The organism is Variovorax sp. P4_D9 (assembly GCF_056401695.1).
In genome coordinates this window covers 1-14,849 of record NZ_JBFUIU010000148.1, presented here as the reverse complement: position 1 = coordinate 14,849, position 14,849 = coordinate 1, and the positions used below count along the sequence as shown (strand labels likewise).

Below are 14,849 nucleotides of genomic sequence, written 5' to 3'. Positions count from 1 at the left end.
CTCGTAGCCCTTGCGCGGCATGAAGGTCGGCTCGCCGGCCTTGTTCTCCTCGGGCGCCCAGCGGTGGCCGAGGTCGTAGTCGACCAGCCAGGTGGCCCAGTTCACCTCGCCGATCGTGCCGCGGGAGGGCGGCGTGCCGGCGACGCCCGAGATCACGTAGTAGGCCTTCGAGAATTCGAACTTCGGACTGGTCAGGATCGCCTGCATCGACGACGAGGAGTTGACCTTGCCCATGCCGAGCACCGCGCCGCAGACGCCATCGGCGTTGCAGTACACGGGTTGCAGCGCGCCGGGCACCGTGACCGGCGTTGCGCCCTTCCAGTAGCGCTCGTACCAATGCTGGAACTCGCCGGCGCGGTCGCCGGTGTTCTGGCCGATCTCGAACATCGCGGCGACGAAGATCTTGACCTTGACCGGCTCGGCGACGCGTGCCGGGGGAACCGAGGTACATGCAGCCGCAAGCACGACAACGACAGGAAGCACGCCCCAACGGGCGCGACGGAACCAAGCTGACAACATGGAAGATCTCCGCGGAAGGGAAAAAGAAGAAAGAAGGACGACGGGATGTGCGCGCATCGCAGCGGCAACGATTGCGGCGTCCTACAGCAGCTCGCCGACCGCACCTGCAGGCTGTGAAGCCTGTTCGCTTGCTCGGTCGAGATTGTCGCAAACACCAGCCCAACGCCCCGTTCCCCTTGCCAACGGACTGGTCTACATCAACCCTGGCATGCCGGGCTGGAGCCGGGTCAGGCGCGGCGCCGGCTTTCAATATCGGGACAGCCGCGGCAACTGGCTGCGGGATGACGACGAGATATTGCGCATTCGGCGCCTCGCGATTCCGCCTGCCTACAACAAAGTCTGGCCCGGTCGCCAACGGGCACCTGCAAGCGACCGGGATCGACGCACGTGGCCGCAAACAATACTGATATCACGTCGAATGGCGCATGTTGAAGGACGAACACAAATTCGAGCGAGTGGAAGCCTTCGGTCGGGCGCTCCCCGCGATTCGCCGCCGCGTGGCGCGCGATCTGACCGCGGGCGCCAAGGCGCCGCTCGAGCGGCAACTGGTGCTGGCCACGCTGGTGCGCCTCCTCGACACGACTTTCCTTCGGGTCGGCAACGAGGAGTACGCCAACAGCAACGGCTCGTACCGCCTCACGACACTGCGCAACAAGCATGTGGACGTGCGGGCCGGGGACACTCGAGCTTCGCTTCCGAGGCAAGAGCGGTGTGATGCATGAAGCCCAGGTCGACGACGCGCGCATCGCGGCAATCGTCAGAAGGTGCCAGCAGTTGCCCGGCCAGGAGCTGTTTCAGTATCAAGCCGAGGACGGCACACCGCGCGGGATCTTATCCACTGATGTAAACGACTACTTACGGGAAATCGCCGGTGACAGCTTCACCGCGAAAGACTTCCGTACCTGGCACTGAGGTTCAGGCGCTGGAACTGACGCGCCTGGCCTGCGCGACCGGCGAACCCGCAACTGCGTCGGCGCGCTTCAACGCCAGGGAAATACTGGCGGCCGTGGCGAAGCGCCTGGGCAACACGCCGGCGGTCAGCAAGAAGGCCTATGTGCATCCTGCGGTCCTGACGCTCGGCAGCACGCTCGCTAGCAAAGCCGACGCCATCGGCGACATCTGGACCCGGATCGGGGAGCGTGCCCAAAGCCGATGCCATCTGCAGGCGGCCGAGGCCCGCTTGCTGGCCTTCCTGCGACCGCATCGGCTGGCTTCGAAGCGCGAAGCCAAAGCCCACAAAGCAAAACGCCCAGCCTTTTGAGGGGCTGGGCGGATTGGGCTGTAAGAGCCTGACGATGACCTACTTTCACACGGGAACCCGCACTATCATCGGCGCTGAGGCGTTTCACTGTCCTGTTCGGGATGGGAAGGAGTGGGACCACCTCGCTATGGTCATCAGGCATAAAGGGTTGTCACCTTGACGGGGTCAAGGCGACGAATTCATAGAGTCTGGAATCAGCTTGGTATTTGAATTGTTTTGAATGCGTCAACTTGGCATAACACCTTGATCGTAGATCAAAGTTATAGGGTCAAGCCGCACGAGCAATTAGTATCAGTTAGCTTAACGCATTACTGCGCTTCCACACCTGACCTATCAACGTCCTGGTCTTGAACGACTCTTTAGGGGGCTCAAGGCCCCGGCAGATCTCATCTTGAAACGAGTTTCCCGCTTAGATGCTTTCAGCGGTTATCTCTTCCACACTTAGCTACTCGGCAATGCCACTGGCGTGACAACCGATACACCAGAGGTGTGTCCACTCCGGTCCTCTCGTACTAGGAGCAGGCTTCCTCAAATCTGCAGCGCCCACGGAAGATAGGGACCAAACTGTCTCACGACGTTTTAAACCCAGCTCACGTACCTCTTTAAATGGCGAACAGCCATACCCTTGGGACCGGCTACAGCCCCAGGATGMGATGAGCCGACATCGAGGTGCCAAACMYCSCCGTCGATRTGAACTCTTGGGSGGKATMAGCCTGTTATCCCCRGAGTACCTTTTATCCGTTGAGCGATGGCCCTTCCATACAGAACCACCGGATCACTATGTCCTGCTTTCGYATCTGCTCGACTTGTCAGTCTCGCAGTTAAGCACGCTTATGCCATTGCACTATCGTCACGATGTCCGACCGTAACTAGCGTACCTTCGAACTCCTCCGTTACGCTTTGGGAGGAGACCGCCCCAGTCAAACTGCCTACCATGCACTGTCCCCGATCCAGATAATGGACCTAGGTTAGAACCTCAAACACACCAGGGTGGTATTTCAACGTTGGCTCCACAAGATCTAGCGACCCTGCTTCAAAGCCTCCCACCTATCCTACACAGATCTGTTCAAAGTCCAATACAAAGCTACAGTAAAGSTYCATGGGGTCTTTCCGTCTTTCCGCGGGGAGATTGCATCATCACAAACATTTCAACTTCGCTGAGTCTCAGGAGGAGACAGTGTGGCCATCGTTACGCCATTCGTGCAGGTCGGAACTTACCCGACAAGGAATTTCGCTACCTTAGGACCGTTATAGTTACGGCCGCCGTTTACTGGGACTTCAATCAAGAGCTTGCACCCCATCATTTAATCTTCCAGCACCGGRCAGGCGTCACACCCTATACGTCCACTTTCGTGTTTGCAGAGTGCTGTGTTTTTAATAAACAGTCGCAGCCACCGATTTTTTGCAACCCATTCATGCTCCGTTGTTCACTTCACACTAATAGGGCACACCTTCTTCCGAAGTTACGGTGTCAATTTGCCGAGTTCCTTCTCCTGAGTTCTCTCAAGCGCCTTAGAATACTCATCTCGCGCACCAGTGTCGGTTTGCGGTACGGTCGTGTATAGCTGAAGCTTAGTGGCTTTTCCTGGAACCTCGTTCAGTCACTTCACCAGCAAGCTGGCTCGATCATTGGCCTCGGTATATGACGGGCGGATTTGCCTACCCATCGCCTACTTCCAACTAAACCGGGATATCCAACACCCGGATGACCTATTAAGATCCGTCCCCACATCGCACTACACATCGGTACAGGAATATTGACCTGTTTCCCATCAGCTACGCATCTCTGCCTCGCCTTAGGGGCCGACTCACTCTACGCCGATGAACGTTGCGTAGAAAACCTTGCGCTTACGGCGAGGGGGCTTTTCACCCCCTTTAACGCTACTCATGTCAGCATTCGCACTTCTGATACCTCCAGCACGCTTTACAACGCACCTTCACAGGCTTACAGAACGCTCTCCTACCACTTGCAATAAATTGCAAATCCGCAGCTTCGGTAACTGGCTTAGCCCCGTTACATCTTCCGCGCAGGACGACTCGATCAGTGAGCTATTACGCTTTCTTTAAATGATGGCTGCTTCTAAGCCAACATCCTGACTGTTTTAGCCTTCCCACTTCGTTTCCCACTTAGCCAATTTTAGGGACCTTAGCTGGCGGTCTGGGTTGTTTCCCTCTTGAGTCCGGACGTTAGCACCCGGTGCTCTGTCTCCCAAGCTGTACTCGTCGGTATTCGGAGTTTGCCTTGGTTTGGTAAGTCGCCATGACCCCCTAGCCAAAACAGTGCTCTACCCCCGACGGTAATACTTGAGGCACTACCTAAATAGTTTTCGGAGAGAACCAGCTATTTCCAAGTTTGTTTAGCCTTTCACCCCTATCCACAGCTCATCCGCTAGTTTTGCAACACTAGTCGGTTCGGACCTCCAGTACCTGTTACGGCACCTTCATCCTGGCCATGGATAGATCACTTGGTTTCGGGTCTACACCCAGCGACTGATCGCCCTATTCGGACTCGATTTCTCTACGGCTTCCCTATTCGGTTAACCTTGCCACTGAATGTAAGTCGCTGACCCATTATACAAAAGGTACGCAGTCACCCCTTACGAGGCTCCTACTTTTTGTAAGCACGCGGTTTCAGGATCTATTTCACTCCCCTCCCGGGGTTCTTTTCGCCTTTCCCTCACGGTACTAGTTCACTATCGGTCGATGATGAGTATTTAGCCTTGGAGGATGGTCCCCCCATATTCAGACAGGATTTCTCGTGTCCCGCCCTACTTTTCGTTAGCTCAGTACCACACAGGTCTTTTCACGTACGGGGCTGTCACCCGCTATGGCCAGTCTTTCCAAACTGTTCCGTTAAGTCTTGTGCTATCACTAACAGGCTCTTCCGATTTCGCTCGCCACTACTTTCGGAATCTCGGTTGATGTCTTTTCCTCGAGCTACTGAGATGTTTCAGTTCACCCGGTTCGCCTCGCATGCCTATGTATTCAGCATGCGATACCTTTGCAGGTGGGTTTCCCCATTCGGAAATCTCCGGATCAAAGCTAATTTGCCAGCTCCCCGAAGCTTATCGCAGGCTATCACGTCCTTCGTCGCCTATCATCGCCAAGGCATCCACCACGTGCTCTTATTCACTTGACCCTATAACTTTGACGTTTCTTCACAGAAACCAAAATTAATCAAGGAATTGCCAGGTCTTTCACCTGGCGCGTTATGCCGTACTTCATACTTTCAAGTTTCCTCGAAATTGAAGTTCATATTTGACGCAATCAAAAATTCATGTCGCTGATGGCACGGTCCGCACTAAACCTTTACGAATGTGCGGTTTCCATCAGCAACGCTGATTCGACTCTATGAATTTTTAAAGAACAGCCGATTGATCGAGAGATCCCGATCAACAACAAAGATGCCTCTTGCAAAGCAGCTTTGGTGTTGAGTATAAGTATCGTGTTGCAGCCCGCGCAGGACCTGAAGATGTGGTGGAGGATGACGGGATCGAACCGACGACCCCCTGCTTGCAAAGCAGGTGCTCTCCCAGCTGAGCTAATCCCCCGGGTCCTCATATCTGACACCCTAGAGCATCATGGGCATCATGAGCATCGGAAGAATTTTGGTGGGTCTAGTTGGGCTCGAACCAACGACCCCCGCCTTATCAAGACGGTGCTCTAACCAGCTGAGCTACAGACCCATGTCGATGTTTCGACATCTTCCAACAACCGATAAGTGTGGGCGTTCAACTTGAACAGCTTTATTTCCAGAAAGGAGGTGATCCAGCCGCACCTTCCGATACGGCTACCTTGTTACGACTTCACCCCAGTCACGAACCCTGCCGTGGTAATCGCCCTCCTTGCGGTTAGGCTAACTACTTCTGGCAGAACCCGCTCCCATGGTGTGACGGGCGGTGTGTACAAGACCCGGGAACGTATTCACCGTGACATTCTGATCCACGATTACTAGCGATTCCGACTTCACGCAGTCGAGTTGCAGACTGCGATCCGGACTACGACTGGTTTTATGGGATTAGCTCCCCCTCGCGGGTTGGCAACCCTTTGTACCAGCCATTGTATGACGTGTGTAGCCCCACCTATAAGGGCCATGAGGACTTGACGTCATCCCCACCTTCCTCCGGTTTGTCACCGGCAGTCTCACTAGAGTGCCCAACTAAATGTAGCAACTAATGACAAGGGTTGCGCTCGTTGCGGGACTTAACCCAACATCTCACGACACGAGCTGACGACAGCCATGCAGCACCTGTGTTACGGTTCTCTTTCGAGCACTAAGCCATCTCTGGCAAATTCCGTACATGTCAAAGGTGGGTAAGGTTTTTCGCGTTGCATCGAATTAAACCACATCATCCACCGCTTGTGCGGGTCCCCGTCAATTCCTTTGAGTTTCAACCTTGCGGCCGTACTCCCCAGGCGGTCAACTTCACGCGTTAGCTTCGTTACTGAGTCAGTGAAGACCCAACAACCAGTTGACATCGTTTAGGGCGTGGACTACCAGGGTATCTAATCCTGTTTGCTCCCCACGCTTTCGTGCATGAGCGTCAGTACAGGTCCAGGGGATTGCCTTCGCCATCGGTGTTCCTCCGCATATCTACGCATTTCACTGCTACACGCGGAATTCCATCCCCCTCTACCGTACTCTAGCTATGCAGTCACAGATGCAGTTCCCAGGTTGAGCCCGGGGATTTCACAACTGTCTTACATAACCGCCTGCGCACGCTTTACGCCCAGTAATTCCGATTAACGCTTGCACCCTACGTATTACCGCGGCTGCTGGCACGTAGTTAGCCGGTGCTTATTCTTACGGTACCGTCATGAGCTCTCTTTATTAGAAAGAACCTTTTCGTTCCGTACAAAAGCAGTTTACAACCCGAAGGCCTTCATCCTGCACGCGGCATGGCTGGATCAGGCTTGCGCCCATTGTCCAAAATTCCCCACTGCTGCCTCCCGTAGGAGTCTGGGCCGTGTCTCAGTCCCAGTGTGGCTGGTCGTCCTCTCAGACCAGCTACAGATCGAAGGCTTGGTGAGCCTTTACCCCACCAACTACCTAATCTGCCATCGGCCGCTCCATTCGCGCAAGGTCTTGCGATCCCCTGCTTTCATCCGTAGATCGTATGCGGTATTAGCACAGCTTTCGCTGCGTTATCCCCCACGATTGGGCACGTTCCGATGTATTACTCACCCGTTCGCCACTCGCCGCCAGGATTGCTCCCGCGCTGCCGTTCGACTTGCATGTGTAAGGCATGCCGCCAGCGTTCAATCTGAGCCAGGATCAAACTCTATAGTTCGATCTTGATTTTGCGTCCAACCTCGCGGTCAGACAAAACTCACAAAAACGGAATTGAAGTGAACTTCACTTCTATTCTCATGAGCGTTTAAAGTCTTGAAGACTTTGTTCCGAAGAACTTAGCCATTCGCCTCAAACGCCCACGCTTATCGGCTGTATATTTTTAACGATCACCGCAACACAATTTCTTGTCTTGCTTCGCTTCGCTGCGATCAGCGGAGCCTTCTATTATGACACGGTTTTTTAAGAACCGGCAAACTTTTTTCGCTTTCTTTCGCTTTCCACATTCGCTTCACYAAGAAGCAACTGCAGTCTGCGTTTTCTGCGGAGCCTTCGATTATGACTCAGTTTTTTTAACTTCGTCAAGACCGCAGCCTTTTTTTCTCCCCCCCCACCGTCTGCTTCGATCACCGCGCCTCCCAAGAGAAGCACCGCGCCGTCGTTTTCAGCGGAGCCTTCGATTATGGCACAGCTTTTTATCGTTGCGCCAGCCTCGAGGGCTTTTTTCTTCTCTGCCGTTTGCCTCGATGACTTCGCCTCCTAGAGGAGGATGAAGCACCGAGTCACCTCAGCAGAGCCATCAATTATGGCACGGTTTCCAGGGTTTTCCCGCCCCCTCTCCCACTTTTGTGCGGAGCGCACCTACTGCCTTGCCGTGCGGGTGTTGGCGGGCAAGGCCTGGGGCCAGCTGGTGCGGAAGGGATTGATGTCCAGCCCGCCGCGCCGCGTGTAGCGCGCATAGACCGCCAGCTGGGTCGGCTGGCAGCGCTTCCAGATGTCCGTGAAGATGCGCTCGGCGCAGGGCTCGTGGAATTCGTTGTGGTTGCGGAAGCTCACTATATAGGCGAGCAATCCGGCCTGTTCGATCGGCGGGCCGTTGTAGCGGATCTGCACGCTGCCCCAGTCGGGCTGGCCGGTCACCAGGCAATTGCTCTTGAGCAGGCGGCTGCTCAAGGTCTCGGTGACCGGCGGCTGCGTCAGGTCGCTGGACAGCAGCTCGGGGGCCGGCTGGTAGTGCGTGCACTCGATGTCCAGGCGATCGAGATCGAGGCCATCGACCTCGCGAACCGACTCGAGCTCGAATGCTTCGGGCGCCAGCAGCCTGACGCCAATGCCCGCCGAGCGGTCGCTGCCGCGCCACAAGGCCTCGCCGAGGTCGGTGCGCAGGCGCTCCCGCACCGCCTGCGCATCCGTGAACACGGTGCTGTTGAAGCTGTTCAGATAAAGCTTGAAGGATTTGCTCTCGATGATGTTGGGCGTTTCGCAGGGAATCGTGAAGTGCCCGATCACCACTTGCGGCTTGCCGCGCGGATTGAGCCAGCTCAGCTCGAAGGCCGTCCAGAGGTCGGCGCCAAAAAAGGGCAGCCGGTCGCTCGCGATGCCCATCGCTTCGCGCTGCGTCTTGCGCGGGATCGGGAACAGAAGGCTGGCGTCGTACTGGTCGACGTAGGCGGATGCACGGCCCAGCTGCGACTGCTCCGGGGTGTTGTCTAGACTCATGGACGGCTCTGCGCGTGGTCGAGAAAAGGAAGGATGTGTTGCATGAGAAGGTCGACCACCGGCGGCGGCAGGTCGTGGCCCATCCCCGGGATCGAGACGAAGCGGGCACCGGGAATGCGCTGCGCCGAGTCCCGGCCGCAGGCGATCGGCACCAGCGCGTCGGCCTCGCCATGCAGCACCAAGGCCGGACTGGCGATGCGTAGCAGCATCTCGGCACGGTCGCTGTCGGCGACGATCGCGAGCATCTGCCGCACCACGCCGGCCGGCCGATAGGCGCGGCGCATGGCTCGCCGGATGCGATCGGCGACCACCTCGTCGTCCTGCGCATAGGCCGGGCTCTGGATCCGCCGCGCCATGCTCAGGCCGTGCGCCACTAGCGCCGCTTCGGTCCGGCTGGGCGGGCGCCGCAGCAGGGCGGCCGCGACGTCGGGACGCGGGCCCGGTAGCTTGCGGGCACCGCTCGAACTCATGATGCTCACCAGGCTGGCCGTGCGCAGAGGTGCACTGGCCGCGAGGCGCTGGGCAATCATGCCACCCATCGATGCGCCGACCACATGGGCCCGGGCGATGCCCAGTGCGTCGAGCACGCCGAGCGAGTCGTTCGCCATGTCCTGCAGGCTGTACGCGGAACGCACCGGCAGGCCGATGCGCTGGCGCACGCTCTGCCAGAGCAGGTTGCCGACACCGGCCTGGTCGAAGCCCTGGCTCAAGCCGATGTCGCGGTTGTCATGGCGCACGACCCGGAACCCCGCATCGACCAGCGCTTGGACGAAATCGTCGGGCCAGCCGATCAGCTGCATGCCGAGTCCCATGACCAGCAGCGCCACCGGCCGCCCTTCCCCGCCGCTGTCCTCGACCTCGATTTCGATCCCGTTGGCTGTGATCTTCATGGCGGCTGTGTCAGATGAATTCGCGCTCGCGCAGCCACTTGGTCGCGACCCATTTTTCGCCGATCAGCACCGGCGCGCCGCCGTGCAGGGTGCGGGTCGAAGGGTCGGGCCGGTCATAGCTGAAGAAGACGCCGGTGCCGCGCTTGGGCGCGACCTCGAGGCCGACGTCGGGGAAGGTCGTGGCACCGCCCTGTTCGGGCTCGTGCAAGTACATGACCAGCGTCGCCACGCGCTGGCCGCCCCGGCGCAGGATGGTCGGCGTGCCGGGCTCGCCGGGATCGAAGTAGTCGTAGTGCGGGCGATACTGGGCACCTGGTGAATAGCGCAGCACCTGGAGGCCCTCGCCGAATTCCACCGGCCATCGAAGCAGCGTCGAGATACGCTGCTCGAGCCGGGCGACGAGGGGGTTCTCGCCGCGCTCGAAGAACATGCCGTCGCTGGTTCGATCGACATTGAGCGCTTCGCCACCGGTCTTCGTCTCGACCGTGAGCGATCGCGCGAGGCGCTCGCGCGCAGTGACGATCAGGGCCTCGCATTCCTCATCGGACAGCAGGTCGCCGAAGACGATGACCCGCGGATGGCGCATCGTCTGCAGCACCTGCACACGGCGATCGCCGGCGTCGACATAGAGCGGGGAGGCCGACAGATCGGGGCCCGGCAGGCCCAAATGCGAAGGATCCGCGGCGGGCACGACCGCACCCTGCACCTCGATGCCCTGCAAGGCGACATCGGCGACGTCATCATGCCAGCCGGCAGCGCGCATCGAAGCGCGCAGGCTCGGCAACGAATGACCGGCCGCGAGCTGGACCGCGACCCACTCGCGCAGTTCGGGACTGATGGCCTGGCCGATCATGCGGGCCTCCGCCGAAACACCATCCGATCGGACTTCGACGCCGCGGCGTCGAAGGCGTAGCCCTCGAGATCGAAACTTTCCAGCGCCTTGGGCGTAGCGGCCTTGTGCAGCACGGCCCAGCGCGCCATCAGGCCGCGCGCCCGCTTGGCGAAGAAACTGATGATCTTGTAGCGTCCGGGATCGGCCTTGGCGCCCGTCCCGGCCTTCCATTCCTCGAACACGCACTCGACCACGCGGGCCTTGAGCACGTGCCGGTCGACCGACTTGAAGTACTCCTGGGAGGCCAGGTTGATGACCACCGGCGTGCGGTCGGCGGCCAGCCGCTCGTTGAGGTGCGCGGCGATGCGCGGGCCCCAGAAGGCGTAGAGGTCCCTGCCGTGGCGGTTCTCGAGCTGCGTGCCCATCTCGAGCCGGTAGGGCTGCAGCAGGTCGAGCGGGCGCAGCACGCCATAGAGGCCGCTCAGGATGCAGATGTGGTTCTGCGCCCAGGCCAGTTGCCTGGCGTCGAGGGATTTGGCGTTGAGCCCGCCGTAGACGTCGCCGTCGAAAGCCAGCGCAGCCTGCTTGGCATTCTTGGCGCTGCCCTTCGACGCCCAGGCCGCGTAGCGCGCCACGTTGAGCGCCGACAGCTTGTCCGACAGGTGCATGAGTTCGGCGATCTGCTGCGGCGATTTCTCGCGCAGGATCCGGATCAGCTCGGCTGCGGGGCTCTTCGGGCCTTCGAAGCGGGCTTGCGTGGCAGGCAGCGTCTCGAGCACTGGCGTGTCGTAGTCGAGTGATTTGGCAGGGGAAAGCAGGAACAGCATGCTCGAATTATCGACCGCCCGCGGCAAAGTCTCGGCCCGGTATAGAGTGCGCCTGCATTCCCAACCCCATTCGTCTGGAGACCCGCGATGAAGGCTAACTTCCTGTTTCGAACCGCTGCATTCGTGCTGGCGGCCAGTTGTGCCGCCACGGCGTTCTGGAGCCCGACCGCCGCCAATGCCGCGGCGCCGCTCGCCAAGGAACCGGCGCCTGGCTTCTATCGCGTGATGGTCGGCGATTTCCAGGTCACGGCGCTGTCGGACGGCACCGTCGCGCTGCCGGTGGACCAAATCCTGACGCGCACCGCCCCGGCCCAGGTGAAGAAGATCCTGGCCCGCTCCTACCTGCAGAGCCCTCTGGAAACCTCCGTGAACGGTTACCTGATCAACACCGGCAGCAAGCTGGTGCTGGTGGACGCTGGTGCCGCGGGCCTGTTCGGGCCCACCCTGGGCAAGCTGGTGGCCAACCTGAAGGCGGCCGGCTACCAGCGCGAGCAGGTCGACGAGGTCTACATCACCCACCTCCACCCGGACCACGTCGGCGGCCTGATGGCGGGCGACAAGCCCGCCTTCCCCAATGCGACTGTGCGCGCCGACCAGCACGATGCCGACTTTTGGCTCAGCCAGGCCAACCTGGACAAGGCGCCGGCCGACGCCAAGGGCTCCTTCCAGGGCGCGATGGCATCGCTGAATCCGTACATCGCGGCCGGCAGGTTCAAGCCCTTCGACGGCGACACCGAACTGATGCCCGGCATCCGGGCCCAGGCCGCCCGCGGCCATACGGCTGGGCACAGCCTCTTCATCGCCGAGAGCAAGGGCCAGAAGATCGTCTTCTGGGGCGACCTGATGCACGTGGCGGCGGTCCAATTCGAGAACCCCTCGGTCACGATCCAGTTCGACACCGATCCCAAGGCCGCTGCGGCGCAACGCCGCAAAGCCTACGCCGATGCCGCCCGGCACGGCTACCTGGTCGCCGGAGCGCACCTGCCCTTCCCCGGCATCGGCCGCGTGCGGGCCCAGGGCTCGGGCTATGTCTGGCTGCCGGTGAACTATGCGCCGCCGCAGTGAGCACGGCCTTTCCGCAGTCGAATAAAATCCCCCGACCTTCACCCCCCACAAGCGGCATCCTGCGGGATGCCGTTCGTCTTTTGCAACGCCATGAGCGACACACTGCCCCAACCCGGCCTCGAGAGCCTTTCCAAGTCCTTCGAACCCATTGCCATCGAGGCGAACTGGGGGCCCGAATGGGAGCGACGCGGCTACGCCGTCGCGGGCTACCGCGGCACGCAGGAACCCAAGGAAGGCGCCCCTTCGTTCGCGATCCAGCTGCCGCCGCCCAACGTGACCGGCACGCTGCACATGGGCCACGCGTTCAACCAAACCATCATGGACAGCCTGGCGCGCTACCACCGCATGGCCGGCGACAACACGCTGTGGCTGCCGGGCACCGACCATGCGGGCATCGCGACCCAGATCGTGGTCGAGCGCCAGTTGCAGGAGCAGAAGCTCAGCCGCCACGACCTGGGCCGCAAGAACTTCGTCGCCCGGGTCTGGGAATGGAAGAAGCAGTCGGGCAACACCATCACCGAGCAGATGCGCCGCATGGGCGACACGGTCGACTGGAGCCGCGAATACTTCACGATGGACGAGGACCTGTCGAAGGTCGTCACGCAAACCTTCGTCCAGCTGTATGAGGAAGGCCTGATCTACCGCGGCAAGCGGCTGGTCAACTGGGACCCGGTGCTGAAGACCGCGGTCAGCGACCTCGAAGTCGAGAGCGAGGAGGAAGACGGCTTCCTGTGGCACATCGCCTATCCACTGGAAGACGGCTCGGGCACGCTCACGGTCGCGACCACGCGGCCCGAGACCATGCTGGGCGATACGGCCGTGATGGTCCACCCGGAAGACGACCGCTACAAGCACCTGATCGGCCAGCGCGTCCGGCTGCCGCTGGTCGACCGGCTGATCCCGGTGATCGCCGACGCCTACGTCGACAAGGAATTCGGCACCGGCGTGGTCAAGGTCACGCCGGCGCACGACCCGAACGACTATGCTGTGGGACTGCGCCACAACCTGCCGAGCATCGGCGTGCTGACGCTCGACGCGACGATCAACGACAACGCCCCCGAGAAGTACCGCGGGCTCGATCGCTTCGTGGCGCGCAAGGCGGTGGTGGCCGATCTCGAGGCGCTGGGCCTCTTGGTCGAGACCCGGAAGCACAAGCTGATGGTGCCGCGCTGCGCCCGCACCGGCGCGGTGGTCGAGCCGATGCTGACCGACCAGTGGTTCGTCGCCATGACCAAGCCCGACGCCAACGGCCAGTCGATCGCGCAGAAGGCGATCGACGCGGTGCGCTCGGGCGAAGTCAGCTTCGTGCCCGAGAACTGGGTTAACACCTACAACCACTGGATGGAGAACATCCAGGACTGGACCATCTCGCGCCAGCTCTGGTGGGGCCACCAGATCCCGGCCTGGTACGACGCCGACGGCAAGGTCTACGTCGCGCGCAGCGAGGAAGAAGCCCAGGCCCAGGCGCCCGGCAAGACGCTCACGCGCGACGAGGACGTGCTCGACACCTGGTATTCGTCGGCGCTGATTCCGTTCTCGTCGCTGGGCTGGCCCGCGAAGACCGAGGACCTCGACTTCTACCTGCCATCGACCGTGCTGGTCACGGGCTACGACATCATCTTCTTCTGGGTCGCCCGGATGATCATGATGACCAAGCACTTCACCGGCAAGGTGCCGTTCAGGCACGTCTACATCCACGGCCTGGTGCGTGACTCGCACGGCAAGAAGATGAGCAAGTCCGAAGGCAACGTGCTCGACCCGGTCGACCTGATCGACGGCATCTCGCTGCCCGAACTGCTAGACAAGCGCACCCAGGGCCTGCGCAAACCCGAGACCGCGCCCGCCGTGCGCAAGAACACGCAGAAGGAGTTCCCGGACGGCATTCCGRCCTTCGGCGCCGACGCGCTGCGCTTCACCTTCGCCTCGCTGGCCTCGCTGGGCCGCAGCATCAACTTCGACGCCAAGCGCTGCGAGGGTTACCGCAACTTCTGCAACAAGCTCTGGAACGCGACCCGCTTCGTGCTGATGAACTGCGAAGGCCAGGACTGCGGCCTGCGCGAGCACACCAAGGAAGAATGCGCGGTCGGCGGCCCGGCCCACGGCTACCTGAAGTTCAGCCAGGCCGATCGCTGGATCAGCTCGCAGTTGCAGCGCGTCGAAGCCGAAGTGACCAAGGGCTTCGAAGAATACCGGCTCGACAACGTCGCCAACGCGATCTACCAGTTCGCCTGGGACGAGTTCTGCGACTGGTACCTCGAGATCGCCAAGGTCCAGATCCAGCAAGGCGACGATGCCCAAAAGCGTGCCACGCGCCGCACGCTGATCCGCACCCTCGAGACCCTGCTGCGCCTGGCGCACCCGGTGATCCCGTTCATTACCGAAGCGCTCTGGCAGAAGGTGGCGCCGGTCGCCGGCCGCGCGGGCGAGTCGGTCATGATCGCCGCCTACCCGAAGAGCCAGCCCGAGAAGATCGACGAAGCCGCAGAGGCCCACGTGGCCAGGCTCAAATCGCTGGTCGACGCCTGCCGCACGCTGCGCGGCGAAATGAACGTCTCGCCCGCCACCCGCATGCCGCTCTACGCAGTGGCCGACGATGCCGCGAGCAGCGCTTTCCTGCGGGATGCGGCGCCGGTGCTTCAGACGCTGGCCAAGCTCAAGGAAGTGA

Annotated in this window: 7 protein-coding genes, 2 tRNA genes, 3 rRNA genes and 1 pseudogene; 3 read left to right on the top strand and 10 right to left on the bottom strand. The window is 60.6% G+C overall.

The window, feature by feature from the left end:
* On the bottom strand, positions 1-519 hold a 519-nt coding region (locus AC1DY5_RS17640; protein WP_478113376.1), incomplete at its 3' end, for a nucleoside phosphorylase-I family protein.
* Between the two features lie 208 nt (positions 520-727).
* Here AC1DY5_RS17640 and AC1DY5_RS17635 point away from each other — a divergent pair.
* Positions 728-1,780, top strand: a pseudogene (locus AC1DY5_RS17635) (DNA topoisomerase IB).
* Positions 1,781-1,806: 26 nt separating this feature from the next.
* Here AC1DY5_RS17635 and rrf read toward each other — a convergent pair.
* The 9 genes from rrf to yaaA all read right to left on the bottom strand — a co-directional run bounded on the left by rrf (position 1,807) and on the right by yaaA (position 11,119).
* Positions 1,807-1,919, bottom strand: a 5S ribosomal RNA gene (rrf, locus tag AC1DY5_RS17630).
* A 125-nt stretch (positions 1,920-2,044) separates the two neighbouring features.
* Positions 2,045-4,919, bottom strand: a 23S ribosomal RNA gene (locus AC1DY5_RS17625).
* A 336-nt stretch (positions 4,920-5,255) separates the two neighbouring features.
* Positions 5,256-5,331, bottom strand: a tRNA-Ala gene (locus tag AC1DY5_RS17620).
* Between the two features lie 58 nt (positions 5,332-5,389).
* Positions 5,390-5,466: transfer RNA gene (locus AC1DY5_RS17615), tRNA-Ile, on the bottom strand.
* A gap of 70 nt (positions 5,467-5,536) precedes the next feature.
* Positions 5,537-7,071: ribosomal RNA gene (locus AC1DY5_RS17610) — 16S ribosomal RNA — on the bottom strand.
* Together the 16S, 23S and 5S rRNA genes with 2 tRNA genes alongside form the textbook arrangement of a ribosomal RNA operon.
* A gap of 641 nt (positions 7,072-7,712) precedes the next feature.
* Entirely contained in the window at positions 7,713-8,570 is an 858-nt protein-coding gene (gene queF, locus AC1DY5_RS17605) for an NADPH-dependent 7-cyano-7-deazaguanine reductase QueF (protein ID WP_478113374.1), read from the bottom strand.
* Positions 8,567-9,460, bottom strand: a complete 894-nt coding sequence (locus tag AC1DY5_RS17600) for an alpha/beta fold hydrolase (RefSeq protein WP_478113372.1) — start codon at positions 9,458-9,460, stop codon at positions 8,567-8,569. Before AC1DY5_RS17600 ends, queF begins: the two co-directional genes overlap by 4 nt.
* A gap of 10 nt (positions 9,461-9,470) precedes the next feature.
* A complete protein-coding gene (locus AC1DY5_RS17595) occupies positions 9,471-10,310 on the bottom strand; it encodes a 2OG-Fe(II) oxygenase (protein WP_478113377.1) in 840 nt (279 codons plus the stop codon).
* Entirely contained in the window at positions 10,310-11,119 is an 810-nt protein-coding gene (gene yaaA, locus AC1DY5_RS17590; protein WP_478113370.1) for a peroxide stress protein YaaA, read from the bottom strand. Before yaaA ends, AC1DY5_RS17595 begins: the two co-directional genes overlap by 1 nt.
* Before the next feature lie 87 nt (positions 11,120-11,206).
* On the opposite strand from yaaA, the gene AC1DY5_RS17585 reads away from it, so the two are divergent.
* Together AC1DY5_RS17585 and AC1DY5_RS17580 are read left to right on the top strand one after the other, a co-directional pair.
* On the top strand, positions 11,207-12,184 hold the full coding sequence (locus AC1DY5_RS17585) for an MBL fold metallo-hydrolase (protein WP_478113368.1): 978 nt from the start codon (positions 11,207-11,209) through the stop codon (positions 12,182-12,184).
* 90 nt (positions 12,185-12,274) lie between these two features.
* On the top strand, positions 12,275-14,849 hold a 2,575-nt coding region (locus AC1DY5_RS17580), incomplete at its 3' end, for a valine--tRNA ligase (protein ID WP_478113366.1).

Bases quoted from the DNA above. Each gene is read 5' to 3' on its own strand.
- AC1DY5_RS17600 (WP_478113372.1), bottom strand. From the start codon at position 9,460: ATGAAGATCACAGCCAACGGGATCGAAATCGAGGTCGAGGACAGCGGC.
- AC1DY5_RS17585 (WP_478113368.1), top strand. From the start codon at position 11,207: ATGAAGGCTAACTTCCTGTTTCGAACCGCTGCATTCGTGCTGGCGGCC.
- queF (WP_478113374.1), bottom strand. From the start codon at position 8,570: ATGAGTCTAGACAACACCCCGGAGCAGTCGCAGCTGGGCCGTGCATCC.
- yaaA (WP_478113370.1), bottom strand. From the start codon at position 11,119: ATGCTGTTCCTGCTTTCCCCTGCCAAATCACTCGACTACGACACGCCA.